Here is a 24,216-nt window from a genome sequence, read left to right as displayed (position 1 = left end):
ACCGTCGCGACGCTACTCGAAGCGGACGGAGCCGCGAGGTCCCGCCGGCGGACGCCCACCGCCGTCGAGCGCACGCTCGACCGCGATCCGCACGATGCCCCCGTTGTAGCCCTTGCGCATCAGGAAGCCCGAGAGCCGTCGCTCCGCCGTCGCTCGGTCGAGCCCGCGGAGCTGCCCGGCACGCTTCTGCGCGAGGTCGATCGCACGGACGAACTCGTCGTCCTCGTCGTCGGCGGCTGCCTCGAGCGCCGCGTCGATCGCGACCTGGTCGATGCCGCGGCGCCGCAGTTCGGCGACGACGCCCTGGCGCCCCAGACCCTTGCGGTCGTGCAGGCGGTCGACGAGGTCGGTCGCGAGCGCCACGTCGTCCACGAGTCCGACGCGGGTGAGCCGCTCGATCTCGTGCTCGACGACGTCCGGGTCGAGGTCGTTCTTGGTCAGCATCGTGCGCAGCTCGGACTCGCTGACGCCCTTGCGACCGAGCGCGCGCATGCTGAGCCGCTCGGCGTCGGCACGCTGCTCGTCGATCGGCCGTGGGGCGTCCGCTGGGTCGAGTTCGGCACCGCCGTCGATCGCGAACACGGACGCCGTCGTGGCGTCAGCCGTCCGGTCGTCGTCGTAGCCGTCCTGCTCGGCACGGGCACCGCGGCCGCTGCCGTCCCCGACGACGGGCGAGAGCCACTCCGCCTGTGCCCGAGCGCCCTGGATCGGCAGCGGGACCGGTGCGTCGGCATCGGCTCCGTCGTGGTCCGTCACGGCATCCGTGTCGTCCGCCGTGTCCGGCCCAGCCGCGGATCGGCGACGGGACCGCGCACCGCGCGCACCGAACAGGTCGGTGACCGGTGCGAGGTCCTCGTCGCCGTCGTGGTCGGTCGTCACGCGCCCTTGCGCTCCGCGATCTTCGGCGCGATCGACTCGACGGGAGCCTCGACCGCCTCGGCCGACGCACCGCCGACACCGAGCTTGGCGAGGATCTTGCCCTCGATCTCAGCAGCGATCTCGGGGTTCTGGATCAGGAACGACCGCGAGTTCTCCTTGCCCTGCCCGAGCTGGTCGCCGTCGTACGTGTACCAGGCACCGGACTTCTTGACGATGCCGTGGTCGACGCCGAAGTCGAGCAACGAACCCTCGCGCGAGATGCCCGTGCCGTACAGGATGTCGAACTCGGCCTGCTTGAAGGGCGGGGCCATCTTGTTCTTGACGACCTTGACGCGGGTGCGGTTGCCGACCGCGTCGGTACCGCTCTTGAGCGTCTCGATGCGACGGATGTCGAGGCGGACCGACGCGTAGAACTTGAGCGCCTTGCCGCCGGCGGTGGTCTCGGGGCTGCCGAAGAACACACCGATCTTCTCGCGCAGCTGGTTGATGAAGATCATCGTGGTCTGCGTCTGGTTCAGGCCACCGGCGAGCTTGCGGAGTGCCTGCGACATGAGGCGGGCCTGCAGACCGACGTGCGAGTCACCCATCTCGCCCTCGATCTCGGCGCGGGGCACGAGCGCCGCGACGGAGTCGATGACGACGAGGTCGATGGAGCCGGAACGGACGAGCATGTCGGCGATCTCGAGCGCCTGCTCACCGGTGTCCGGCTGGGAGACGAGCAGCGCGTCGATGTCGACGCCGAGCTTCTTCGCGTACTCGGGGTCGAGCGCGTGTTCCGCGTCGATGAAGGCCGCGATGCCGCCGGCGCGCTGGGCGTTGGCGATGGCGTGCAGCGTCAGGGTCGTCTTACCCGACGACTCCGGGCCGTAGATCTCGATGATGCGGCCACGCGGGAGCCCGCCGATGCCGAGCGCGACGTCGAGGGCGACCGAACCGGTCGGGATGGTGGCGACGGGGGCGCGCTCGTCCGAGCCGAGGCGCATGACCGTGCCCTTGCCGAACTGACGGTCGATCTGGGCGAGAGCGGTCTCGAGGGCCTTCTCGCGGTCCTGGGGTGAGGGCATGGTGTGCTTCCTTCGTGCTCGGTGTCGGCCGCCTGTAGGCTGTCGCGTCCACCCGGCCGGTGGTGCAGGGCCGGTGCTTCAGCGACAAGGCTTCGGGCTGTTCCCGTTGACTCGAACCTAGGGCGGGCCACCGACATCACTGCCGACGACCGCGCGATCTGTGGACGAACTCTCCGGACAGCGCCGCTGTGGAGGAAGCTACCACCGATCGAACACCCGTTCGAGCAACACGCCGAACAGAGTTTCGGACGGAGACCGCGCGTCAGTCCCGCGGTTCCGCCAGCCCCTTGCCGTGCCGCTTCTCGAGCGGGACGTCCTGCGACTCGCACAGCGCCTCCCACACGCGGCGCGCATCGATGCCCGCGTCGAGCGCCTCGGCCGCCGAGCGTCCGCCGAGTTCCTCGAGCACCACGTCACGACTGACGACGGCACCGTAGGCATCGCCGAACACCTGGTCGACGGCCCGCCAGAACTCACTCACACGCATCATCCCAGCGTAACCGCGCCGCCCCGCGGCCAGAGCACGGCCCTGGAACGCCGAACGCCCCCGCTGGCGGACCAGCGGGGGCGTTCGGGAAGCGGTGGCGTCAGCGCACCGCGAGGTCGTTGTCGAACTCGGCGACGAGGTCGTCCGGGAGCGTGTCGGGCACCGGGGTGAGCCCCTCGACCACCGCGAGACGGTCGCCGACCTCACGCATGATGGTCGAGATGGGGGTGTCCAGCGCGTCCGCGACGGACGCGAGGATCTCCGAGCTGGCTTCCTTCTGCCCACGCTCGACCTCGCTGAGGTACCCGAGAGCCACGCTGGCCTTGGACGCGACCTGACGGAGGGTCCGGCCCTTCTGCAAGCGGAAGTCCCGCAGAACGTCGCCGATTTCCTGACGAACGAGAACCATGAGAACTCCTCCTCTCTGTCGTCTCCGCGCCCGCTCGGTCCTGATGGCCGAGTTCGGGTTCAGCAACAGTAGCGTTGCCGGTTGCAGCATGCTAACCACGCCGGCTGCTCTACTGCTGGAGATTGCGTGAGATGTAACCCAGTGGAAACGGGACCTATTCCCGGGCCCGGATCGTGGACGACATCCGTGCCAGGAGTTCGGAGACGGTCGCCCAGCGGATTGCATCGCGGTCGCCGTCGAGGTGCAACTCGTACGCCTGGGCACCGTCGGCGTCCGCGATGCCGACGAAGACCGTCCCCACCGGCTGACCGTCCTGCGGGTCGGGTCCGGCGACACCGGTCGTGCTGATGCCCCATGTCGCGGGTGCTCCGTCGACCGCGAGTGCTGCTCGCACGCCCGAGGCCATCTGCCGAGCCACCTCCGGGTCGACCGCACCGTTGGACGCGAGCAGCGCCGACGAGACGCCGAGCACGGTGTGCTTCACGGGCGTCGCGTAGGCCACGACTCCCCCGCGCACCACGGCGCTGGCACCCGGCACGCCGACGAGGGTCGCGACGACGAGTCCACCGGTGAGCGACTCCGCCACGGCGACGGTGTCGCCCCGTTCGGTCAGGCGCGCGACGAGGTCGCGGGCGGACGTCCGGACGTCGGGTCCGGTGTCGTGTCCTGGAGGCGCGGTGCCGGTGACGTCGTCGGCCGCCGTCACGCGGTGGTCCGGTTGTGCTTCCACGCCTGGTACAGGTAGTCGATCCCGCTCAGGATGGTCGCCAGGAAGGCCGCGGTCATCAGGATGCCGTTCACCCAGTGCGCCCAGTCCCCCACGAGGTTCCACCACGGGAAGAGCGCGGCGGTCAACGCGACGGCCTGCAGCACGGTCTTGATCTTGCCGCCCCGGCTCGCCGGGATCACCCGGTCCGAGAGCACCGCGAACCGGAAGACCGTGATGCCGATCTCGCGCACCATGATCAGCACGGTCACGTACCAGGGGAGCTCACCGAGGATCGACAGCGCGACGAGGGCGCCGCCGATGAGGACCTTGTCCGCGATCGGGTCGACGAGCTTCCCGAAGTCCGTGACGAGGTTCTGCCGTCGGGCGATGATGCCGTCGGCGCTGTCCGTGACGATGGCGACCACGAACACGACGGCCGCCCAGATGCGCAGCGGCCCGTCGGTGCCGGCGTCCGTCAGGAGCAGCACGAAGAACAGCGGCGCCATGAGGATGCGCACGACCGTGATGATGTTCGCGACGTTGCCCGTCGACGCCGGGCCGGGGCCCTTGCGCAGGAGTCGTCCGCGCCACGGGAAGCGTGCGCCGTGCGTGGTCTCCGTGCTGTCCGAGGCGGTCATCGCACTCACTCCCTGCCCGTCAGTCCCCACGCGTCCTCATCGGGCTCGTCGTCTGCTTCATCGTACCCGCGCGTCATGTCCGCCACCGGGTCGGCGCCGTAGCGGTCGCCGTCGTCGGTCGGGGCCGACGCCGGAGCCGGCGCCGCGGGACCCGGGCCGGCGGCGGGGGCGGCCGGGGCAGCACCCGCCGGTGGCTCCTCGCCCCGGAGCTTCGCGAGCACGGCCGGCAGCTGGTCGGTCGTCACGAGGACGTCGCGCGCCTTCGAGCCCTCGGACGGCCCCACGATGTCGCGGGACTCCATGAGGTCCATCAGGCGGCCGGCCTTGGCGAACCCGACGCGGAGCTTGCGCTGGAGCATCGAGGTCGACCCGAACTGCGTCGAGACGACCTGCTCGACCGCCGCGAGCAGCAGCTCGAGGTCGTCGCCGATGTCCGCGTCGATCTCCTTGCGCTCGACCACGGCCTGGACGTCCTGGCGGTACTCCGGACGGGCCTGGCGGGTGACGTGCTGGACGACCTCGGCGACCTCGCTCTCCTGCACCCAGGCACCCTGGACGCGGAGCGACTTCGAGGACCCCATCGGCAGGAAGAGCGCGTCGCCCTGCCCGATGAGCTTGTCGGCGCCCGGCTGGTCGAGGATGACCCGGGAGTCGGTGACGCTGGTCACCGCGAAGGCGATCCGCGACGGCACGTTCGCCTTGATGAGCCCGGTGATGACGTCGACCGACGGACGCTGCGTCGCGAGCACCAGGTGGATACCGGCGGCACGGGCGAGCTGGGTGATGCGGACGATCGACTCCTCGACGTCACGCGGCGCGACGAGCATGAGGTCGGCGAGCTCGTCGACGACGACGAGCAGGTACGGGTACGGCTTGAGCTTCCGCTCGCTGCCGGCCGGCAGGACGATCTCGTTGTTCGCGATCGCCTTGTTGAAGTCGTCGACGTGCCGGAACCCGAACGACGCGAGGTCGTCGTACCGCATGTCCATCTCCTTCACGACCCACTGCAGCGCCTCGGCCGCCTTCTTCGGGTTCGTGATGATGGGCGTGATGAGGTGCGGGACGCCGGCGTAGATCGAGAGCTCGACGCGCTTCGGGTCGACGAGGACCATGCGGACCTCGGACGGCTTCGCGCGCATGAGCAGCGACGTGATCATCGAGTTGATGAACACCGACTTGCCGGACCCGGTGGAGCCGGCGACGAGCAGGTGCGGCATCTTCGCGAGGTTGGCCACGACGAAGCCGCCCTCGACGTCCTTGCCGACGCCGATCGTCATCGGGTGCTTGGACTTGCGAGCGGCGTTCGAGCGCAGGACGTCACCGAGGGAGACGGTTTCACGGTCGGTGTTCGGGATCTCGACGCCGATCGCGCTCTTGCCCGGGATCGGCGACAGGATGCGGACCTCGTTCGAGGCGACCGCGTACGACAGGTTCTTCGACAGGGCGGTGACGCGCTCGACCTTCACGCCGGGGCCGAGCTCGATCTCGTACCGGGTCACCGTCGGCCCACGGGAGAACCCGGTGACCTTCGCGTCCACCTTGAACTCGGTGAGGACGCTCGTGATCGCGGCGACGATGTCGTCGTTCGCCTGGCTGCGTGCGACCGACGGCGTGCCGGAGCTCAGCGTCGTGGCGGCCGGCAGCCGGTAGGGCGCGGCCGGGTCTTCATCGGGGCCGGCCACCGGGGGCAGGCCGTCCGCGTCGTCGCCGGCGTCGACCGCGAGGTCCTCGGCGGGGAGCGACGGCGAGACCACCGGCGACACCGAGGCGTCCGGACGGACGACCTCGGCCGGCGCGGGGCGTTCCGGCACCGGGGTCCCGAAGTCGCGCAGGGCCTGTTCGGCGATCTGCAGGTCCTGCTCGACCGAGTCGTTGAGGTTGACCGAACCGGGCTCGGCCGGCGTGTGGTCGACCAGACCGGCGGCGGCACCGGCGTTCGGGCCGGGTGCCGGCGCGGCTGCGGCGGCCGGGGGCACGGCCGACGTCGCACCGCTGATCACGGGGCTGTCGTACGCGGGGTCCTCTTCGCGACCGGACTTGTTCCGGCGCCACCACGGGATGGTCCCACCCTCGGCGTCGGACTCGGCGGCCTTGTCGTCCTCGAAGCCGAGGTCGTCGAACAACTGGAAGTCGGTGTCGCCCTTCGCGCCGCGCTTCTTCGTCGGCTTGGTCCGTGCGGCGGGCGCCTCGGCGACGGGCTCGTCCGTCTCCGTCGCGGGGGCCGGCGCGCCGAACAGGTACGCGTAGAGCTCGTGCAGGCGCCGACCGATCTTGTTCGGCGGCGTCTTGGTGATGATGAAGAGCGAGAGCACGAGCAGCAGCACCGCGACCGGCACCGCGACCCACTCGGTGGCGACCGCGACGAGCCAGGCGATCACGACCCAGCCGATGACGCCGCCGGCGGTCGCCAGCGCGGGCATGCCGTCCGAGGCGCTCGGCTGCCCGCCGAACACGTGGCAGAGCGCCGCGATGGACACGAGCAACAGCCCGAGACCGATCCCGATCCGGGTGTTGTCGTGCACGGACGCCGGGTGCCGGAAGAGCCACCCGGCGAAGACGACCATGATGACGGGCAACGCGAAGGCCAGCCGGCCGAACAGCCCGCCGAACGTGTACGCGTCGAGCGCCACCGAGACGGCGTTCGACGGGTTGAGCCACTCGACCACCGCGCCGGCGACCGCCAGCACGAAGAGCAGGAACGGGAACCCGTCGCGCCGCTGGTCCTTCTCGAGGGTCTCCGTGCCGAGCAGGCGGAAGACCGCGCCGACGCCGTGCGCCATCGCCAGCCAGAACGTCACGAGGGGGTTCTGTTCGCGGAAGACCGGGGTCGGTGCGGCCTGCGGCAGCTTCTTCGTCGTGGCCTGGGTGCGCGACGAGCCACGCGTCCCGCTTCCACGGGACGACGAGGACGCGCGCGAGCGCGTGGTCGACTTGGTGCCTCCGGCCATGGGCAGAACCCTAATCCCCCCTCAGGACAAACCGAGCGCGGCCCGCCGGTCAGCCGACAGGCCGGAACGTGCCAGGAGGCGCGGTGCACGTCCGTCAGGAACGTGCACCGCGCCTCCCGGACACGGCCACTGCGACCACCGCGACGTGCGCGGTGGTCGCGACGAGCACTACGCCTCGATGACCACCGGCACGATCATGGGTCGACGACGGTGCTTCGTGTTCACCCAGCGACCCACGGTCCGGCGGACGACCTGCCCGAAGGCGTGCCCGTCGCGCGTGCCGTTCGCGGCCGCCTCGGCGAGCGCCTTCGCGATCTGCGGACGGACGTCGTCGAAGACCGAGTCGTCCTCGGCGAAGCCGCGCGACTGGATCTCCGGGCCGACGACGCACTGGCCGGTGGTGAAGTCCACCGCGGCGAAGATCGAGATGAAGCCCTCTTCCGCGAGGACCCGGCGGTCCTTGAGGTCGGCGTCGGTGATCTCGCCCACGGTCGACCCGTCGACGTAGACGTACCCGATGTCGAGCTGGCCGGCGACCCGGACCTCGCCGTCCTTCAGGTCGACGACGATGCCGTCCTGGCCGAGGATGACGTTCCGCGGCGGCACACCGGTCTGGATCGCGAGGTCCGCGCTGGCGTACAGGTGGCGGTGCTCGCCGTGCACGGGCAGCACGTTCTTCGGCCGGAGGATGTTGTAGCAGTAGAGCAGTTCGCCGGCCGACGCGTGTCCGGAGACGTGCACCTTGGCGTTGCCCTTGTGCACGACCTTCGCGCCGAGCTTGGTGAGCCCGTCGATGACGCGGTACACGGCGTTCTCGTTGCCCGGGATCAGCGACGAGGCGAGGATGACGGTGTCGCCCTCGCCGATCTCGATCTGGTGCTCGAGGTTGGCCATGCGCGCGAGCACGGCCATCGGCTCGCCCTGCGACCCGGTCGACATGTAGACGATCTGGTCGTCGGGGACGTTCTTCGCCTTCTTCGTGTCGATGAGCACGTTCTCGGGCACCCGGAGGTAGCCGAGGTCGGCGGCGATCGTCATGTTGCGGATCATCGAGCGGCCCATGAACGCGACCTTGCGGTTCGCGGCGGCAGCGGCGTCGAGGACCTGCTGCACGCGGTGCACGTGCGACGAGAAGCTCGCCACGACGACCTTCTTGCGGGCGCGCGTGATGATGTTCTCGAGCACGGGTCCGATGTCGCGCTCGGGCGCGGTGAAGCCCGGCACGTCGGCGTTGGTCGAGTCCGGCAGGAACAGGTCGACGCCCTGCTCCCCCAGGCGTGCGAAGGCACGGAGGTCGGTGATGCGGTCGTCCAGCGGGAGCTGGTCCATCTTGAAGTCGCCCGTGTGCAGGACACGACCGGCGGGGGTCGTGATCGCGACGGCGAGGGCGTCCGGGATGGAGTGGTTGACGGCCACGAACTCGAGGTGGAACGGGCCGAGCTGCTCGGTCTGGTCCTCGGCCACGACGAGCGTGTACGGCTTGATCCGGTGTTCCTTGAGCTTCGCCTCGACGAGGGCCAGGGTCAGCGTGGAGCCGATCAGCGGGATGTCGTCGCGGAGCTTCAGCAGGTACGGGACGGCGCCGATGTGGTCCTCGTGGCCGTGCGTGAGCACGACGCCGAGGACGTCGTCGAGGCGGTCCCGGATCGGCGCGAAGTCCGGCAGGATCAGGTCGACCCCGGGCTGGTGCTCCTCGGGGAAGAGCACGCCGGCGTCGACGATGAGCAGCTTGCCCTCGTACTCGTACACGGTCATGTTGCGACCGATCTCGCCGAGTCCCCCGACGGGGATGACGCGGAGGGTGCCGGCTTCGAGCGGCTGCGGTTCGGAGATCTGTGTGGGCATTCGGTCCTACGGATTCGGGCGACGCGCGTCCTGCGCGCCGCGTGTTCGCTAGCGGGTGGTGCCTGGCACCTTCGGAAGAGCACCGCCGGCCGCTGCGTTGCGGTCGGGGCGGAAGTTGGAGAAGTCGGCGCCCGGGATGTCCCGGACGGCTTCGAGCGAGGTCTCGATGGCGTACGCCTCGGAGTCCTCGGGGCCGACGAGCGGCAACCGGACGCGCGGGCTGCCGATGCGGCCGAGCCCGTGCAGGATGTACTTCGCCGCCACGGTACCCGGCACGTGCGTCATCACGGCACGGACGAGGGGTTCGACGCGCTTGTGCTCGGCGGTCGCGGTGGCCAGGTCGCCCCGGTTCACGGCGTCGACGATGGTGCGGTACGGCGTCGACGTGATGTTCGCCGTGACGCCGATGAGCCCCGTCGCGCCGATCGACAGGTGCGGGAGCACGTTCGTGTCGTCGCCCGAGAAGTACATGAGGTCGGTGTTGTTGAGCACTCGGGACACCTCGGCGAAGTCGCCCTTGGCGTCCTTCACCGCGAGGATGTTCGGGTGGTGTGAGGCCCGCACGATCGTCTCGTACGTGATCGGGATGCCCGTGCGACCGGGGATGTCGTACAGGATCACCGGCAGGTCGGTCGCGTCGGCGATCATCCGGAAGTGGGTGAGCACACCGGACTGCGTCGGCTTGTTGTAGTACGGCGTGACGATCATCACACCGTCGGCGCCGGCCTTCTCGCTCTGCTTGTAGAGGTGGATCGCGTGCGCGGTCTCGTTCGACCCGCCACCGGTGATGATCTTCGCGCGCCCGGCGGCGACGGACTTGCCGACCTCGACCAGCCGGAGCTTCTCGGGGTCGGTCAGCGTGCTCGTCTCACCGGTCGTACCGGTGACCACGATGCCGTCGGCGCCGGCGGTGATGCAGTCGTCGATGTGCTGCTCGACGCCGGGCCAGTCGACCTCGCCGTCGGCCGTGAACGGGGTCACGAGGGCGACGAGGACCTGACCGAAGGGATTCTCACGCGGGGACACGGGCACCAGCGTACCGGGGATGCGCGCGAGGGCTGCCGTCCGCGTGGACGGTGCGGCCCAGGAGGCGCGGCTCGACCCCGCCCCGCACGCTGCGGCCGCGCGGCGCGTGGCCGGCCGGCGCTGGCGCGGCGCGTGCCCGGAACGTGTCGAACCAGGTTTCCGACGTCGAACCATCGCCGACGCCTGGTGCGATGTCGTTTCCGTGGTTCCACGCGGCGGCGCCCGCGGCGGCGCCCGGCGCTACGCGCGCCGGCGCCACTCGAGGAAGCGGTAGCGCGTCCCGTCGACGCGCGACTCCTGCCACGGTCCCTCGTCGACGAGCGACCACCCGGCCACCCCGGCGAGCGTCGGCGCCACGGTGTCCCCCGGCACCTCGACGTCGATCACCGTCTCGGAGACCCGGTCGGCGAAGGGCACCCCCGCCGCGTACACCTGCCCGCCGCCCATGATCCACACCGGCTCGTCGGTGTCCAGCGCGGTCGCCAGGTCGTGCACGACGTCGGCCCCGTCGGCCGACCACGAGGCGTCACGCGTCAGCACGACGTTCCGCCGTCCGGGCAGCGGCCTGAAGCGCACCGGCAACGACTCCCACGTGCGGCGCCCCATCACGACGGTCGCGTCGCCGGTGACCTGCCGGAAGTGCGCGAGGTCCTCCGGCACGTGCCACGGCATCCCGCCGTCGGCCCCGATCACGCCGTTCGTCGACCGCGCCCAGACCATCCCGACACCACGGATGGGTTCGGTCCACGAGGACGACATCAGACGGCGACCGCGGCCGTGATCGCCGGGTGGTGGTGGTAGCCGACGACCGTGAAGTCCTCGTACTCGTAGTCGTCGATCGAGTCGCGCGGCGCGAGCTCGAGCGTGGGGAGCGCGTACGCGGTCCGGGACAGCTGCTCCTCCACCTGCTCGACGTGGTTGTCGTAGACGTGGCAGTCGCCGCCGGTCCACACGAACTCGCCGACCTCGAGCCCGGTCTGCGCCGCGATCATGTGGGTGAGCAGCGCGTACGAGGCGATGTTGAACGGGACGCCGAGGAACATGTCCGCGCTCCGCTGGTAGAGCTGGCACGAGAGCTTGCCGTCGTTGACGTAGAACTGGAAGAACGCGTGGCACGGGGCGAGCGCCATCTCGGGGATGTCGGCGACGTTCCACGCCGAGACGATCAGGCGGCGGCTGTCCGGGTTCGTCGTGATCTGCTCGATGACCTGGGCGATCTGGTCGACGTGCTCCCCCGACGGCGTCGGCCACGAGCGCCACTGCACGCCGTACACCGGGCCGAGGTCGCCGTCCTCATCCGCCCACTCGTTCCAGATCCGGACGCCGTGCTCCTGCAGCCAGCGGGCGTTGCCGTCGCCGCGCAGGAACCAGAGCAGCTCGTAGGCGACGGACTTGAAGTGCACCCGCTTCGTCGTGACGAGCGGGAAGCCCTTCGACAGGTCGTACCGGAGCTGTGCGCCGAACAGGCTGCGGGTCCCCGTCCCGGTGCGGTCGCCCTTCGGAGTCCCTTCGGTGAGGACACGCCGCAGCAGGTCCTCGTAGGGGGTCGCGACGGTGGGGTCGGGCTGCACGGTCTCGCTGTCGGTCACGACCACGAGCCTACGACGAGCCGGAGACATCCACGGGCAGTTGAGTAGCGTGAGCGACATGACGACAGCGCCGCTCTCGATCCTGCTCGCCGGTGCGTCCGGCTTCATCGGTACGCCCCTCGTCCACGCCCTGCGCGAGGCCGGGCACCACGTCACCACCCTCGTCCGACGCGAGCCGCGCACGGCGAGCGAGTTCCGCTGGTCCCCGGGCACCCGGAAGCTCGACCCGGCGATCCTCGACGGCGCGGACGTCGTGATCAACCTCGCCGGCGCGAACATCGGCAAGCTCCCCTGGACCGAGACCTACAAGCAGGAGATCCTGCGGTCGCGGGTGTCCGCCACCGAGACCCTCGTCGAGGCCATGCGGCACGCGACGAACCCGCCGCCGCTGTTCCTCTCGGGGTCGGCCTCGGGGGTGTACGGCGACCGCCCGGCCGACGTCCTGCAGGACGACGCGTCCGCCGGCACCGGCTTCCTGGCCGAGGTCTGCACCGCGTGGGAGGCCGCCGCGAACGCCGCTCCCGAGGGCGTCCGCGTCGTGACGCTCCGCACCGGCATCGTCGTCGGGAAGGGCGGCGGCGCGCTCGCACCGCTCGTCCCGCTCACGAAGACCGGGCTCGGCGGCCGCCTCGGCACCGGTGGGCAGCACTGGCCGTGGATCGCCCTCGAGGACGAGGTGGGCGCGATCGTGCACCTCGCGACCAGTCCCGACGCCTCGGACGTCGTCGGGCCGGTGAACCTCGCCGGCCCCGAGGCCGCCGTCGCCGACCGCATCACCAAGCGCGTCGCCGAGGACCTGCACCGGCCCTACCTCTTCCGGATCCCGGAGTTCGCGCTCCGGCTGCTCCTGCAGCAGGCGGCCGACGAGATGCTCCTGTCGAGCCAGCAGATGGTGCCGACGAAGCTGCTCGAGTCCGGCTACGCGTTCCGGTACCAGCGCGCCGAGGACGCGGTCGACGCCGCGTTCTGACGCGACCGGCTGCGGGCCCGGAGGCGCGGTGCGGGCCCGCACCGCGCCTCCTGTCAGGACACGCGTGCCCTGGTGAGCGCTTCGCGCATCGCGGCCCGCGCCCGCTTGCGGTCACCCGCGGCGTCGTAGACGACGCCGAGTCGGTACCACCCGCGCCAGTCCGCCGGGTCGGACTCGACGGCGGCCCGGTACTCGGGGAAGAGCTCGTCGGCGGCCTCGCGCGTGGGACGCCCCGAGGGACGGACCGGGACGACGTCCGCGGGAGCACCGCCCTCCTGCTCGAGCCGGGCGCCGAGCCGGGTGATGCGCAGGCCGAAGCGGAACTCGAGCACGAGCAGCAGCGCACCGATCGCCGCGACGACGAAGAGCGCGACGCCGATGCCGATGCCGATCGGGATGCCCGTCGCGATGAACGCCACGGCACGCTGCCCGACGAGCACGATGTACAGCGCCAGCAGCACCGCCATGAGCGCCGCGCCCCAGAAGGGCGAACGGAGGGACCGGGTCAGGCGCACGACGGTCAGCCGATGCCGAGGACGCTGCCGAGGCCGACCGTGAGACCGCGCATCGACCCCACGGCGGACAGCGCCGCACGGATGCCGGCCACGTAGGCGACGTCGTCGTTCGTGTCGTGCCGGATGGTCAGGGTCTCGCCGGGGCCGCTCAGCACCACGTCCTGCACGGCCGTGACGCCCGGCAGACGGAGCGAGTGGATCGGGACGCTCGCGACCTGCTGCCCCCGCGCGCGCTGGTCGACGTGGGGTGCGTCGACCGGGCCGACCTCGCGCCGGGCGTCGGCGATGAGCTCGGCCGTGCGGACGGCGGTGCCCGACGGGGAGTCGATCTTGCCAGCGTGGTGCGTCTCGACGATCTCGACCGAGGGGAACCAGGGGGCGGCGATCGTCGCCAGGTGGGTGCCGAGCACGGACCCGATCGAGAAGTTCGGGACCACGAAGACGCCCTGCTCCGGACGCGACTCGAGCCCCGCGCGGAGCGTCGCGAGTCGGTCGCCGGACCACCCGGACGTGCCGACGAGCACGTTCGCGCCGCTCACGAGGGCGTTGTCGACGATCGCGGGGCTGAGCGCCGGGACGGTCACGTCCACCACGATCGCCGCGCCGCCGAACACGTCGGGACCGGCCTCGTGCGCGCCGTCCTTGGAGGACAGGCTCGCGACGAGCTCGAAGTCGGGCAGTTCCTCGACCACGGCGGCCACGAGGCCCCCGAGACGACCGGTGGCGCCGACGACGGCGACGGGAGTGACCATGTCCACCATCCTAGGATCGACGCATGACGCTCGAGGTCAGGACCGTGCCGGCAGACATCCCCGAGGTCGACGCCCTGCTCGACGCGTACCTCGACGAGCGCGAGGCCACGTTCCCGAGCGCGCAGGGGTCGTACTCGCGGAAGCGCACCCCGGCGGCCGAGTTCACGCCGCCGGTCGGCACCTTCGTCGTCGCGTACGACGGAGGTCGCGCGGTCGGGTGCGGCGGCCTCCGCCGGATCCCCGACGACGGCGACGACGTCCGGTTCGAGGTGAAGCACGTCTTCGTGACTCCGGAAGGACGCGGACGCGGCGTGGCGACGGCGGTCATGGACGCGCTCGAGGCACGCGGTGCGCAGCTCGGCGCGACGGCGATCGTGCTGGACACGAACGACTCCCTCGTCGCCGCCGGTGCGATGTACCGCGGTCGGGGCTACGAGCGGGTACCGGCGTTCAACGACAACCCGAACGCGACCGCCTGGTACCGCAAGCCGGTGCGCTGAGGCGATCCGCGCCTCCGCTCCGAACGGCAGGGCATGGTCCTGCTCCTCCGTGCCCTCGACTCCCCGACCCGCCTGCCGTTCCTCTCGATCTCGCTCGCCCGGGTCGCGCTCGGACTGTTCTTCGCCGCGTCCGGGTGGAACAAGACCGTGACCGCTCCGGGTCGCGCGGCGATGGCGGAGACGATCCGCTCGATCGGCGCGCCGGTGCCCGAGCTCACAGCCACCGTGGTCGCGGGCTGCGAGCTCGTCTTCGGCGTGCTGCTCGCCGTCGGCCTCGTGACGCGGGCGGCTGCGGCCGTCCTCGGCGTGATCAGCACGGTCGCGCTCACGACCGTGGCGGTCCACCAGCTCGGGCCGGCGGACGCGGTGACCTGGTTCAGCGACCTGCTGTACCTGCCCGAGGTGCTGTACCTGCTCCTCGCGGTGGTGCTGGTCGCGCTCGGCGGTGGGCCGTTCGGACTGGACCGGGTGCTCCGAGCGCGGGTCGCCGCACTCCGGGCGCGCAGGACCCGTCAGACGGGCTGACCGACCGGCAGGCCCGTCCTCAGCTCGACGGGCAGGTGCGCCAGGTCGTTGAGCGCGACGACCTCGGCCGGCTTGGCCGAGCGGATCCGGATGATCGTCAACGCCGTGTGCGCCACGTTCGTCCCCATCCAGCGCCACTCCGGCGCCTGGAACGCCTCGCGCACGAACCAGCCGATGACGGCGTTGTGCGTGATGAGGAGGTCGTGCCGGTCTTCGCGGGCAGGGGTGAACCACTCCGCCACCGCATCGCCCATCTGGGCCTGCCCGGCGACGATCTCCTCTTCCGTGATGCCTCCGTACCACCCCTGGTAGGCGTGCGGCATGTCCGGCGTCGGACCCGACGGGATGCAGTCGAAGAGCAGGGTCGACGGCTCGGGCTCGATCGCCGGGAGCCGCTGCGACAGGAACGACGCGGTCTCGCTCGGCGCTTCGAGCGGCGAGTGGTAGACGCCGTCGAACGGCACGCCGCCGAGACGGTCCGCGACGAGCATCGCCTGCCGCTTGCCGCGCTCGGACAGCTTGCCGTCCCGCAGCCCGTGTTCGGCGTCCTGGTGTTCGCCGTGCCGGACGAGGTAGAGGTAGTGCGACATGTCGGTGTTCAACCGCCGATCCCGATCGCGGCCGCGAGCTCGTCCTGCTGCACCGCACCGACCACCGAGGTGATCGTGGGCCGGGTCAGGAGGTCGCGGGCCAGGTCGAGGACGTCGTCGGTGGTGACCCGGTCCACGCGCTCGAGGGCGGTGGCCAGGTCGGTGAACTCCCCCGTGCCGAGCTCGGACCGGCCGAGTCGGGTCATCCGGGCGTCGGAGTCCTCGAGCGAGAGCGTGAGCGCCCCCTCGATCTGCCCCTTCGCGCGACGGAGCTCGTCGCTGGTGATGCCGTCGTCGACCATCCGGCGGAACTCCGCGTCGACGATCTCGACGACCCCGGCGACGTTGTCGGGGGCGCACCCGGCGTAGACGCCGAAGGCACCGTTGTCGAGGTAGGCGGGCGCGAAGGAACTCACCGCGTAGGCGAGTCCGCGGCGCTCGCGCACCTCTTGGAAGAGTCGGGAGCTCATGCCGCCGCCGAGCACGGCGTTGAGCACGCTGAGGACCGGCCGCCGTTCGTCGCGGAGGTCGAGGCCCTGCGACCCGCGGAGCATCGAGACCTGTTCGGTCGGACGGTGCACGACCGAGAGCTTGGGGATCGCCGGGTCCGCCACCGGCTGCGGGGTCCGCCGTGCCAGCGGGGCAGCGTTCGGGGCGCCCTGGAACACGGCCTCGACGAGCTCGCAGAAGCGGTCGTGGTCGATCGCCCCGGCGGCGGTGACGACGATGCCGTTCGGCGCGTAGTGCTCGCGGTAGTGGGCGAGGACCTCGTCCCGCTGCACGGCGCGGATGCTCTCCGGCGTGCCGCCGATCGGCCGGCCGAGGGCGTGCCCGTCGAAGGCCGCGGCGAAGAACGCCTCGCCGGCGACGTCGGCCGGGTCGTCCGCCGCCATCGCCAGCTCTTCGAGGATGACCCCGCGCTCGATGTCGAACGCCGCGTCGTCGAGGACGGAGCCGGTGACCATGTCGCCGATGACCGAGACGGCCATCGGGACGTCGGCGTCACGGACCCGTGCGTAGTAGCACGTGTACTCCTTGGCGGTCGCGGCGTTGTGCTCGCCACCGACGGAGTCGAACGAGATCGCGATGTCGAGGGCCGACCGGGTCCGGGTGCCCTTGAACAACAGGTGTTCGAGGAAGTGCGTCGAGCCGTACTGGCCGTCGCGTTCGTCGCGGGAGCCGACCCCGACCCAGAAGCCGAGGCTCGTCGAACTCGCTCCGGGCATGGCCTCGGTCAGGACCCGCACGCCGGACGGGAGGACGGTTCGGCGGACGAAGGCGCCCCCGGACGTCAGGAACGACGTGTCCGGGGCCTCGAGCGGCAACGGCACTGGGTGGTTCATCGCAGACGAGCCTACTGACCCCGGAGCGCCCGTCGCCCAGTTTCCACAGCCGCTCACGGTGTCACTCGAAGTGGGGTACAGATATGGAGGATAGAAAGACTCGTCTGTCTGTCCTCCTTGTGGTACAGTTCTCGTACCGGATCGGAAGCCCCCCTATATTCCGATCCGGTGGCTCGGGACATCAGTCCTCACGCGGCACGAGTCCCCCCGCTCCGCCGCGGAGCCGATGAGCCCAAGGAGAGCCACGCTGTGACGGTCGATTCCCCCCAACCGACCGTCCAGCGTCTCCCTGGCCCGAGCACGAACCTCGCGTCGCCGGACGGGTCGAGCGTCCCCCCGGCTCCCCGTTCCGGCGGCGCGAAGGTCCGGATCCTCGAGACCGCCACGCGGCTCTTCTACGAAGAGGGCATCCACGGCGTCGGCGTCGACCGTCTCATCTCCGAGGCGAGCGTCACGAAGGCGACGTTCTACAAGCACTACGGGTCGAAGGACAACCTGATCCTGGCCTACATCCGGACGCAGCACGAGCGCGTGCAGCAGCGGATGGAACAGCTCATCGCCGATGCCGGCTCGCCCGAGGCAGCCGTCCGGGCCTGGGTCACGGCCCTCACCGACGAGGTCAACGACCCCGAGTTCCGCGGCTGCGCGTTCCTCAACGCCGCCGCCGAGTACCACGACCCCCGCGACCCCGTGCGCGAGGTCGTCGCGATGCACCGCGATTGGTACACCGAGCGACTGGCCGACCTGCTGCAGGAGTCCGGCCACACCCTGCCGGGCGACGGCGCGGACGAGCTCATGCTCGCGCGGGACGGCGCCATGTCCGGCGCGTACGCCGGTGACGCGATCGCGGCGACGGCGGCCCTCGGCCGCGTCGTCGAGCGCGTGCTCGCCGCCTGACGACGCACGTCGCGTCGACGGACGCGACCGTCTGTCGGCCTGGAGGCGCGGGTCGGCCCCGCACCGCGCCTCCCGTCCGCCGGTGGGCACCGAGCGACATCCGAGCACGCGGGTGTTGGCTGGGGACATGGCCAACGACCCCAACTGGAACCTCCCCGAGGTCCCGTCCTTCACCCTGACCAGCCCCGACTTCACCGACGGCGGCGTGCTCCCGACGTCCGCCCGCGGCACCGACGCCAGCGGCGAGGACCGCTCCCCCGCGCTCGAGTGGTCGGGCGCTCCGGAGGGCACGCAGAGCTTCGTGCTCACGGTGTACGACCCCGATGCCCCGACGGGGTCCGGGTTCTGGCACTGGAGCCTCACGGACGTCCCGGCATCGGCGACCTCGCTGCCGGCCGGTGCCGGGACCGACGACGCGCTGCTCCCCGCCGAGGCGCTGCGACGCCGCAACGAGTTCGGCACGGACACCTTCCTCGGCGCGGCACCGCCCGCCGGGCACGGGCCGCACCGGTACTTCTTCACGCTGAGCGCGCTCGACGTGCCCGTCCTCGAGGCGCCCGCGGACGCGACGCCCGCGGTGGTCGGCTTCGTGCTCCGCGAGCACCTGCTCGGCCGCGCGCAGCTCGTCGGCACCCAGGAGACCCCCGCCGCGTAGTCCCGCAACGGCGAACGGCCGCCGCCCCGGAAGGGACGGCGGCCGTTCGTGCGTCAGGACGCGGGAGGGATCAGCCCTCGGCCGGGGCCTCGGCGTGGGACTCGTGTCCCTTGCCGCCCTCGGTGTCCACCTCGTCGGCGACGACCGGCGCGAGCGACAGCTTGCCGCGGTCGTCCACCTTGGTGACCTCGACCAGGATCTTCTGGCCGACGCCGAGGACGTCCTCGACGTTCTCCACACGCTTGCCACCGGCGAGCTTGCGCACCTCGGAGACGTGGAGCAGACCGTCGCGGCCCGGGAGCAGCGACACGAACGCACCGAACGTGGCGATCTTGACGACCGTGCCGAGGAACTGGTCCCCGATCTCCGGGTTCGTCGGGTTCGCGATCGCGTTGACCTGGGCGCGAGCGGCCTCGGCCGACGGACCGTCCACGGCGCCGATGTACACGGTGCCGTCGTCCTCGATCGAGATGTCGGCGCCGGTCTCGTCCTGGATGCCGTTGATCGTCTTGCCCTTCGGGCCGATCAGCTCGCCGATCTTGTCGACGGGGATCTGCACCGAGATGACACGAGGAGCGGTGTCCGCCATCTCGTCGGGGGCGTCGATCGCCTCGTTCAGCACACCGAGGATGGCCGAGCGGGCCTCCTTGGCCTGCTTGAGTGCGGCGTCGAGGACCGACGACGGGATGCCGTCGAGCTTCGTGTCCAGCTGGATGGCCGTGACGAAGTCCGAGGTACCGGCGACCTTGAAGTCCATGTCGCCGAGCGCGTCTTCGGCACCGAGGATGTCGGTCAGCGCCGCGTAGCGGGTCTGGCCGTCGACGGTGTCGGAGACGAGGCCCATCGCGATGCCCGCGACCGGGGCCTTGAGGGGCACACCGGCGTTGAGGAGCGACAGGGTCGAGGCGCAGACGGAACCCATCGACGTCGAACCGTTGGAGCCGAGGGCCTCGGACACCTGACGGATGGCGTAGGGGAACTCCTCGCGCGACGGCAGCACCGGCACGAGGGCGCGCTCGGCGAGGAAGCCGTGCCCGATCTCGCGACGCTTCGGCGAACCGACACGACCGGTCTCACCCGTCGAGTACGGCGGGAAGTTGTAGTGGTGCAGGTAGCGCTTCTTCGTGACGGGCGACAGCGAGTCGATCTGCTGCTCCATCTTGAGCATGTTCAGCGTGGTGACGCCCAGGATCTGGGTCTCGCCGCGCTGGAAGATCGCCGAACCGTGGACGCGCGGGATCACGGCGACCTCGGCGTCGAGCGGACGGATGTCGGCGAGGCCGCGACCGTCCATGCGGACCTGCTCGGTCAGGATCCGGCCGCGGACGACCTTCTTCGTGACCGACTTGTAGGCACCGCTGACCTGGCCGTTGGCGCTCTCGGGGAGCTCGCCGGCCGTCACCTTGGCGGCGATGGCCTCCTTGACGCGGGCCTTCAGGGCGTCGTCGGCGTCCTGACGCTCGAGCTTGCCGGCGATCTTGTAGACGTCGCCGAGCTCGGACAGCGCGATGGCCTCGACCGAGTCGTAGACCTCGGGGGCGTACGGCGGGAAGACCGGGTAGTCCTGGATCTCCTTGGCCGACTGGGCGGCCATCTTCGCCTGCGCCTCGACGAGCTGCTTGAGGAACGGCTTCGCCGCCTCGAGCCCCTGCGCGACGACGGCCTCGTCGGGCTTGGTCGCGCCGCCCTGGATGAGGTCCCAGCTGTGCTCGGTGGCCTCGGCCTCGACCATCATGATGGCGACGTCCTCGTTGCCCGCCTCGTCCGTGACGACACGTCCAGCGACGGTGAGGTCGAAGACGGCCTCGGCGAGCTGCGACGCCTTCGGGAACGCGACCCACTGGTCACCGATGAGCGCGAGGCGCACACCGGCGATCGGGCCGGAGAACGGCAGACCGGAGATCTGCGTCGACGCGGACGCCGCGTTGATCGCGAGCGCGTCGTAGAACTCGTCCGGAGCGATGCTCAGGACGGTGATGACGATCTGGACCTCGTTGCGGAGGCCGTCGACGAACGACGGGCGCAGCGGCCGGTCGATGAGGCGGCAGACGAGGATCGCCTCGGTGCTGGGACGGCCTTCACGACGGAAGAACGAACCGGGGATCTTGCCGGCGGCGTACGAGCGCTCCTCGACGTCGACGGTCAGCGGGAAGAAGTCGAACCCTTCACGCGGGTGCTTGCCGGCGCTGGTGGCCGAGAGGAGCATGGTGTCCTCGTCGAGGTACGCGGCGACCGCGCCCTGCGCCTGCTGTGCGAGCCGACCGGTCTCGAACCGGACGGTGCGCTTGCCGTACTTGCCGTTGTCGAGAACGGCCTCGGCGAACTTGATCTCGGGACCCTCCAAAAGGGTGCCTCCTTGATGTGTTCGGCAGGCTGGGGCCACGGCACCCGATGGTGCGTGCGCGCCGAAGGGATCGGGACGCATGTCTGGCCAGCAGTAGAAGCACTCGGGAAACCGTCCGGCCCGCGAGCCACCACCGATGACCAGCTCCGTGCCCGGCCTGCGCAGTGTTTGTCGTAACGCCCGGGGAAACGGTCCCTGGACGTGATGGACTTTACCAGTCCTCAGGGATTCGGCGGCGAGGCTCACGGCGAACCGGAGTGTCCTCGCTAGCCTGCTGCCATGCGCCTCACCCCCTCCCGGGGCTGGTTCGTCGCGGCCGCAGTGGTCGTCGGCGCGCTCGTCGCCCCCGTCGTCACCGCTGTCCCGGCGAACGCGACGGAGTACCCGAGCTGGCAGGACGTCGAGCACGCGAAGGGCAACGAGCAGACCAAGAAGGCCGAGGTCGCCAGGGTCCAGGTGGCACTGGAGTCCGCCCAGCAGGCCGCAGCCGTGAAGTCGCAGGCGGCGCTCGTGGCGTCCCAGCGTGCGGACGCGGCCGAGTCGGCACTGGCGTCAGCCACCCAGGCCGCCACGAGCCTCCAGACCCAGGCGGACCAGGCGGCGAAGACCGCGGACCGCGCCCAGCAGCGCGCCGGCCAGCTCGCCGCGAACCTCTACCGTGACGGCAGCTCGAGCCAGATGACCACGCGCATCGCGACGGCGAAGGACCCCTCCCAGCTGCTGTACCAGCTCGGCGCGCTCGACCAGCTGTCGTCGACGTGGGCCGGCGTGATGGATGACGCCTCGGTCGCCGCGAGGACCGCGTCCTCGCTGCACGACCAGGCCACCCGTGCCGAGGACGAACGCGCCGACCTGGCCGACGCCGCCGAGACGAAGGCGAGCGCGGCGAAGGACGCCGAGGCCGCCGCCGACGCCGCGGTCGACGACACGCAGCAGCACAGCGACGAGCTGTACGCCCAGCTGGCGTCGCTCAAGGACACCACCGCGAAGACCGAGCAGCGCTACCAGCTCGGCGTGCAGGTCGCGGCGCAGAAGGCCGAACAGCAGCGGAAGCGCGAGGAGGCGGCCGCGGCGGCAGCAGCCGACGCGGCACCGAGCCCCGCCGTCCCGTCGACGAGCGGCGGCGGTTCGTCCTACCCGAGCACGGGCGGCGTCGTGGTCGACCCGGCGGGTGCCCAGGCCTACGCCCGCAGCGCCATCGGGTCGTACGGGTGGGGGTCGGACCAGTTCTCGTGCCTGGTGTCCCTGTGGACGCAGGAGTCCGGCTGGCGCGCGAACGCCCTGAACGTCTCGAGCGGTGCGTACGGCATCCCCCAGTCGCTCCCGGCGGAGAAGATGTCCGTCGCGGGCGCGGACTGGCGCACGAACGCGGCGACCCAGATCAACTGGGGCCTCGCCTACATCCACGACGCCTACGGCTCGCCGTGCGGGGCGTGGAACCACGAGATGAGCGTCAACCCGCACTGGTACTGATCAGCCGTCGTCGGCGGGCCAGCCCCCGATCCGGACGACGGTGCCGTCCGCAGCGACCAGGCGTGCCGCGCGACCGCTCCGCCGGAGCATCTCGGTGGCACCGTGTCCACGAACGACCGCGGCGGTCGTCATCGTGTTCGCCGTGACGCACGACGGCGCGACGACGGTCACCGAGCGCCAGACCGGTTCGGCCGGCAGCCCCCACCGCGGGTCGAGGATGTGGTGCCGGGCGTGGCCGTCCTGCTCCCACCGGCGCTTCTGGGTGCTCGAGGTCGCGACGGACCAGCCGGAGGCGATCCGCACGTGGTCGGCGGGGTCGTCGTCGAGGTCCTGCACCCGGACCTGCCAGCCGCCGGACGGGTCGGGCCCGGCGGTCGCGACGTCCCCGCCGAGCGAGACGAGCGCGCCGATGCCGAGGCGGGCGGTGATGCTCGCCGCGGCCATGTCGGCAGCGGCGGCCTTGGCGGTGGCACCGAGGTCGAGCGTGACGCCCTCGGGCACGCGCAGGAAGGTGCCGGACAGCAGGACCCGCTGCCACGCCGGGCGGCCGTCGAGCGCTCGGGCCACGGCCTCGGGCGTCGGAACGGGTGGGGCGTCGGCGAACGCGGCGTCGTAGCCCAGCGACGCCATCCGGGCGCCGAGGGTCGGGTCGACGTCGCCGTCGGAGGCACGTGCGGCGTCGAGCGCCTGGTGCACGAGTGCGGCGAGGAGGGGGGAGACCTCGGCGCCGCGCACCAGGTCGGCGGCGCGGGCGACGAGCTCGGAGTCGCTGCGGAAGCGGCTGCACGCCGCGTCGACGGCGGCGGTGACCTCGACGACGCACGCCCGTGCGGCGGCGAGGTGGCGGCGGTCACGGTGGTCGAGGACGACGCGGGCGGTGGTGGTCCAGAGGTCCCACTCGGCTGCGGCACGCACGGTCACGATCCGGTCGTGGTCGCGTCCGAGGAGCCGGAGCCACCGGTCGTGCCCTGGCTCACGCCCTGGTCGGTCGAGGTCCCGGTGTCGGACGAGGTCCCGGAGTCGGTCGAGGTCCCGGCGTCGGACGAGGTCCGGGCGTCACTCGTCGACGAGTCGGCCGAGCCCGTCGTGGCCTGCTCGTGCCCGAACCACACCCCGGCCCCGGTCAGCGCCGCGACCACGAGCCCGCCCACGCTGACGAGCGCACTCGTCGTCCAGCCGGGTCGCCGGCCGTTGCCCCTGGTGTCCATCGGTCCTCCTCGTCGTCACGATCGGTCGTCACGACGAGGTTCCCGAGCCGACCGGTGAGCGGGCCGGGCAGGGGCTGCACCCCCGCCCGACGACCCCTGTGGCCGGCCTAAGAGCGCACGGCCGAGTGGCCGAGCCCACCGAGCAGGGACGCGAAGTCCGCCGTCTCGGGGAGCGCGTCGGCTTCCTGCGGGGTCCGACGGGAGGCGCGGATCGCCCAGGCGAGGTCTTCCCCGGCCCGGCGGATGCGACCGTCCAGTGCGGCCGAGTCGCCCTCGCTCCCCCAGTCGTCGGTGGCGGCGAACACACCGGTGGGGACGACCGCGGCGCGGAGGTACGCGAACACCGGACGCAGCGCGTGCTCGATCGCGAGCGAGTGCCGTGCGGTGCCGCCGGTGGCTCCGAGCAGGACCGGCATGTCGGCGAGCGAGTCCTTGTCGAGCACGTCGAGGAACGACTTCGCCAGACCGCTCACGCCGGCGGTGAAGATCGGCGTGACGAACACCACGGCGTCGGCCTCGACGACCGTCGCCATCGCGGCGGACAGCGCCGGTGCGGCGAACCCGGTGAGCATCGCGTCGGTGATCTCGTGCGCCAGCGGACGCAGGTCGACGTGCAGGACGTGCGCCGCGCCTCCTGGCAGGCCGGACGGGCTCGGTGCGGCGAGCGCCGCGATCGTGGCCTCGCCCAGGCGGTCGGCGAGCAGGCGGGTGGAGCTGGGCTCGGAGAGCCCGGCGGAGACGACGGCGATGGTGGTCATGGTGAGTCCCGACTTTCGATGCGTTTGCATGAACATCGTACCCAACCGCACGTCCCCCGCAACCATTCCCGGGGAACGGAGAACGCCCCGGT

25 protein-coding genes are annotated in these 24,216 nt (G+C 71.3%); 6 read left to right on the top strand and 19 right to left on the bottom strand.

The features are described from left to right. Nucleotides 1-12: 12 nt before the first annotated feature. The 11 genes from ACIPEP_RS15275 to ACIPEP_RS15225 all read right to left on the bottom strand — a co-directional run bounded on the left by ACIPEP_RS15275 (nt 13) and on the right by ACIPEP_RS15225 (nt 11,594). Nucleotides 13-879, bottom strand: a complete 867-nt coding sequence (locus tag ACIPEP_RS15275) for a regulatory protein RecX (protein WP_402717722.1) — start codon at nt 877-879, stop codon at nt 13-15. Then, nucleotides 876-1,943, bottom strand: coding sequence for a recombinase RecA (gene recA, locus ACIPEP_RS15270; protein WP_070416506.1), 1,068 nt, complete (start codon nt 1,941-1,943; stop codon nt 876-878). Before recA ends, ACIPEP_RS15275 begins: the two co-directional genes overlap by 4 nt. A 262-nt stretch (nt 1,944-2,205) precedes the next feature. Next, the gene (locus ACIPEP_RS15265; protein ID WP_022907383.1) at nt 2,206-2,430 is read right to left on the bottom strand and encodes a DUF3046 domain-containing protein; all 225 of its coding nucleotides are present in this window, start codon (nt 2,428-2,430) and stop codon (nt 2,206-2,208) included. 100 nt (nt 2,431-2,530) lie between these two features. Further along, the gene (locus ACIPEP_RS15260) at nt 2,531-2,839 is read right to left on the bottom strand and encodes a helix-turn-helix domain-containing protein (RefSeq protein ID WP_058742950.1); all 309 of its coding nucleotides are present in this window, start codon (nt 2,837-2,839) and stop codon (nt 2,531-2,533) included. Between the two features lie 154 nt (nt 2,840-2,993). Continuing rightward, nucleotides 2,994-3,569: a CinA family protein gene (locus ACIPEP_RS15255; RefSeq protein WP_302847417.1), complete on the bottom strand. Its 576-nt coding sequence runs from the start codon at nt 3,567-3,569 to the stop codon at nt 2,994-2,996. Further along, nucleotides 3,542-4,195: a CDP-diacylglycerol--glycerol-3-phosphate 3-phosphatidyltransferase gene (gene pgsA, locus ACIPEP_RS15250; protein ID WP_083294987.1), complete on the bottom strand. Its 654-nt coding sequence runs from the start codon at nt 4,193-4,195 to the stop codon at nt 3,542-3,544. Before pgsA ends, ACIPEP_RS15255 begins: the two co-directional genes overlap by 28 nt. Beyond that, the gene (locus ACIPEP_RS15245; protein ID WP_071301671.1) at nt 4,192-7,134 is read right to left on the bottom strand and encodes a DNA translocase FtsK; all 2,943 of its coding nucleotides are present in this window, start codon (nt 7,132-7,134) and stop codon (nt 4,192-4,194) included. The genes pgsA and ACIPEP_RS15245 overlap by 4 nt, the downstream gene beginning before the upstream one ends. A 168-nt stretch (nt 7,135-7,302) precedes the next feature. Then, nucleotides 7,303-8,979, bottom strand: coding sequence for a ribonuclease J (locus ACIPEP_RS15240; protein ID WP_070416509.1), 1,677 nt, complete (start codon nt 8,977-8,979; stop codon nt 7,303-7,305). 48 nt (nt 8,980-9,027) lie between these two features. Continuing rightward, complete coding sequence (dapA, locus tag ACIPEP_RS15235) at nt 9,028-10,005, bottom strand: 4-hydroxy-tetrahydrodipicolinate synthase (protein WP_071295500.1); 978 nt, start codon at nt 10,003-10,005, stop codon at nt 9,028-9,030. A 240-nt stretch (nt 10,006-10,245) separates the two neighbouring features. Further along, entirely contained in the window at nt 10,246-10,764 is a 519-nt protein-coding gene (locus ACIPEP_RS15230; protein ID WP_402717721.1) for a dihydrofolate reductase, read from the bottom strand. Then, nucleotides 10,764-11,594: a thymidylate synthase gene (locus ACIPEP_RS15225; RefSeq protein ID WP_092384850.1), complete on the bottom strand. Its 831-nt coding sequence runs from the start codon at nt 11,592-11,594 to the stop codon at nt 10,764-10,766. The genes ACIPEP_RS15230 and ACIPEP_RS15225 overlap by 1 nt, the downstream gene beginning before the upstream one ends. 58 nt (nt 11,595-11,652) lie before the next feature. On the opposite strand from ACIPEP_RS15225, the gene ACIPEP_RS15220 reads away from it, so the two are divergent. Further along, nucleotides 11,653-12,564, top strand: coding sequence for a TIGR01777 family oxidoreductase (locus tag ACIPEP_RS15220; protein ID WP_402717720.1), 912 nt, complete (start codon nt 11,653-11,655; stop codon nt 12,562-12,564). Nucleotides 12,565-12,617: 53 nt separating this feature from the next. Here the strand turns inward: ACIPEP_RS15220 and ACIPEP_RS15215 are convergent, their stop codons facing one another. Together ACIPEP_RS15215 and ACIPEP_RS15210 are read right to left on the bottom strand one after the other, a co-directional pair. Then, nucleotides 12,618-13,079 (bottom strand): tetratricopeptide repeat protein, encoded by a 462-nt coding sequence (locus ACIPEP_RS15215; RefSeq protein WP_402717719.1) that lies wholly within the window; start codon nt 13,077-13,079, stop codon nt 12,618-12,620. A 5-nt stretch (nt 13,080-13,084) separates the two neighbouring features. Then, nucleotides 13,085-13,831, bottom strand: coding sequence for a 4-hydroxy-tetrahydrodipicolinate reductase (locus ACIPEP_RS15210; RefSeq protein ID WP_070419133.1), 747 nt, complete (start codon nt 13,829-13,831; stop codon nt 13,085-13,087). A 23-nt stretch (nt 13,832-13,854) separates the two neighbouring features. Here ACIPEP_RS15210 and ACIPEP_RS15205 point away from each other — a divergent pair, with 23 nt between their 5' ends. After that, nucleotides 13,855-14,331: a GNAT family N-acetyltransferase gene (locus ACIPEP_RS15205; RefSeq protein WP_402717718.1), complete on the top strand. Its 477-nt coding sequence runs from the start codon at nt 13,855-13,857 to the stop codon at nt 14,329-14,331. 33 nt (nt 14,332-14,364) lie between these two features. After that, nucleotides 14,365-14,856, top strand: coding sequence for a DoxX family protein (locus tag ACIPEP_RS15200; RefSeq protein ID WP_402717717.1), 492 nt, complete (start codon nt 14,365-14,367; stop codon nt 14,854-14,856). Here ACIPEP_RS15200 and ACIPEP_RS15195 read toward each other — a convergent pair. Both ACIPEP_RS15195 and ACIPEP_RS15190 read right to left on the bottom strand, forming a co-directional pair. After that, nucleotides 14,844-15,446 (bottom strand): histidine phosphatase family protein, encoded by a 603-nt coding sequence (locus ACIPEP_RS15195; protein WP_070419134.1) that lies wholly within the window; start codon nt 15,444-15,446, stop codon nt 14,844-14,846. The genes ACIPEP_RS15200 and ACIPEP_RS15195 overlap by 13 nt on opposite strands. Nucleotides 15,447-15,454: 8 nt before the next feature. Continuing rightward, nucleotides 15,455-16,789, bottom strand: coding sequence for a pitrilysin family protein (locus ACIPEP_RS15190; protein WP_070416515.1), 1,335 nt, complete (start codon nt 16,787-16,789; stop codon nt 15,455-15,457). A 249-nt stretch (nt 16,790-17,038) separates the two neighbouring features. Here ACIPEP_RS15190 and ACIPEP_RS15185 point away from each other — a divergent pair, with 249 nt between their 5' ends. Both ACIPEP_RS15185 and ACIPEP_RS15180 read left to right on the top strand, forming a co-directional pair. Next, nucleotides 17,039-17,686 carry a TetR/AcrR family transcriptional regulator gene (locus ACIPEP_RS15185; RefSeq protein WP_402717716.1) on the top strand — a complete coding sequence of 216 codons (648 nt, stop codon included), beginning with the start codon at nt 17,039-17,041 and terminating at the stop codon, nt 17,684-17,686. 127 nt (nt 17,687-17,813) lie between these two features. Beyond that, the gene (locus ACIPEP_RS15180) at nt 17,814-18,341 is read left to right on the top strand and encodes a YbhB/YbcL family Raf kinase inhibitor-like protein (RefSeq protein ID WP_402717715.1); all 528 of its coding nucleotides are present in this window, start codon (nt 17,814-17,816) and stop codon (nt 18,339-18,341) included. Between the two features lie 70 nt (nt 18,342-18,411). On the opposite strand, the gene ACIPEP_RS15175 is transcribed toward ACIPEP_RS15180, so the two are convergent. Beyond that, nucleotides 18,412-20,685, bottom strand: coding sequence for a polyribonucleotide nucleotidyltransferase (locus ACIPEP_RS15175; RefSeq protein ID WP_402717714.1), 2,274 nt, complete (start codon nt 20,683-20,685; stop codon nt 18,412-18,414). A 279-nt stretch (nt 20,686-20,964) separates the two neighbouring features. Here ACIPEP_RS15175 and ACIPEP_RS15170 point away from each other — a divergent pair, with 279 nt between their 5' ends. After that, a complete protein-coding gene (locus ACIPEP_RS15170) occupies nt 20,965-22,158 on the top strand; it encodes a coiled-coil domain-containing protein (protein WP_402717713.1) in 1,194 nt (397 codons plus the stop codon). On the opposite strand, the gene ACIPEP_RS15165 is transcribed toward ACIPEP_RS15170, so the two are convergent. The 3 genes from ACIPEP_RS15165 to ACIPEP_RS15155 form a co-directional block, all read right to left on the bottom strand. Beyond that, the gene (locus ACIPEP_RS15165) at nt 22,159-23,079 is read right to left on the bottom strand and encodes an FAD:protein FMN transferase (RefSeq protein ID WP_402717712.1); all 921 of its coding nucleotides are present in this window, start codon (nt 23,077-23,079) and stop codon (nt 22,159-22,161) included. It abuts the gene before it with no gap. Beyond that, a complete protein-coding gene (locus ACIPEP_RS15160; RefSeq protein ID WP_402717711.1) occupies nt 23,076-23,366 on the bottom strand; it encodes a hypothetical protein in 291 nt (96 codons plus the stop codon). Before ACIPEP_RS15160 ends, ACIPEP_RS15165 begins: the two co-directional genes overlap by 4 nt. A 107-nt stretch (nt 23,367-23,473) precedes the next feature. Beyond that, nucleotides 23,474-24,124 (bottom strand): CE1759 family FMN reductase, encoded by a 651-nt coding sequence (locus ACIPEP_RS15155; RefSeq protein ID WP_070416522.1) that lies wholly within the window; start codon nt 24,122-24,124, stop codon nt 23,474-23,476. Nucleotides 24,125-24,216: the final 92 nt, after the last annotated feature.

Origin of the sequence: Curtobacterium sp. NPDC087082 (assembly GCF_044745045.1) — a bacterium.
GTDB lineage: Bacteria > Actinomycetota > Actinomycetes > Actinomycetales > Microbacteriaceae > Curtobacterium.
Note: the sequence above shows the minus strand (reverse complement) of the source record. Positions and strands in the feature narration are given on the sequence as shown.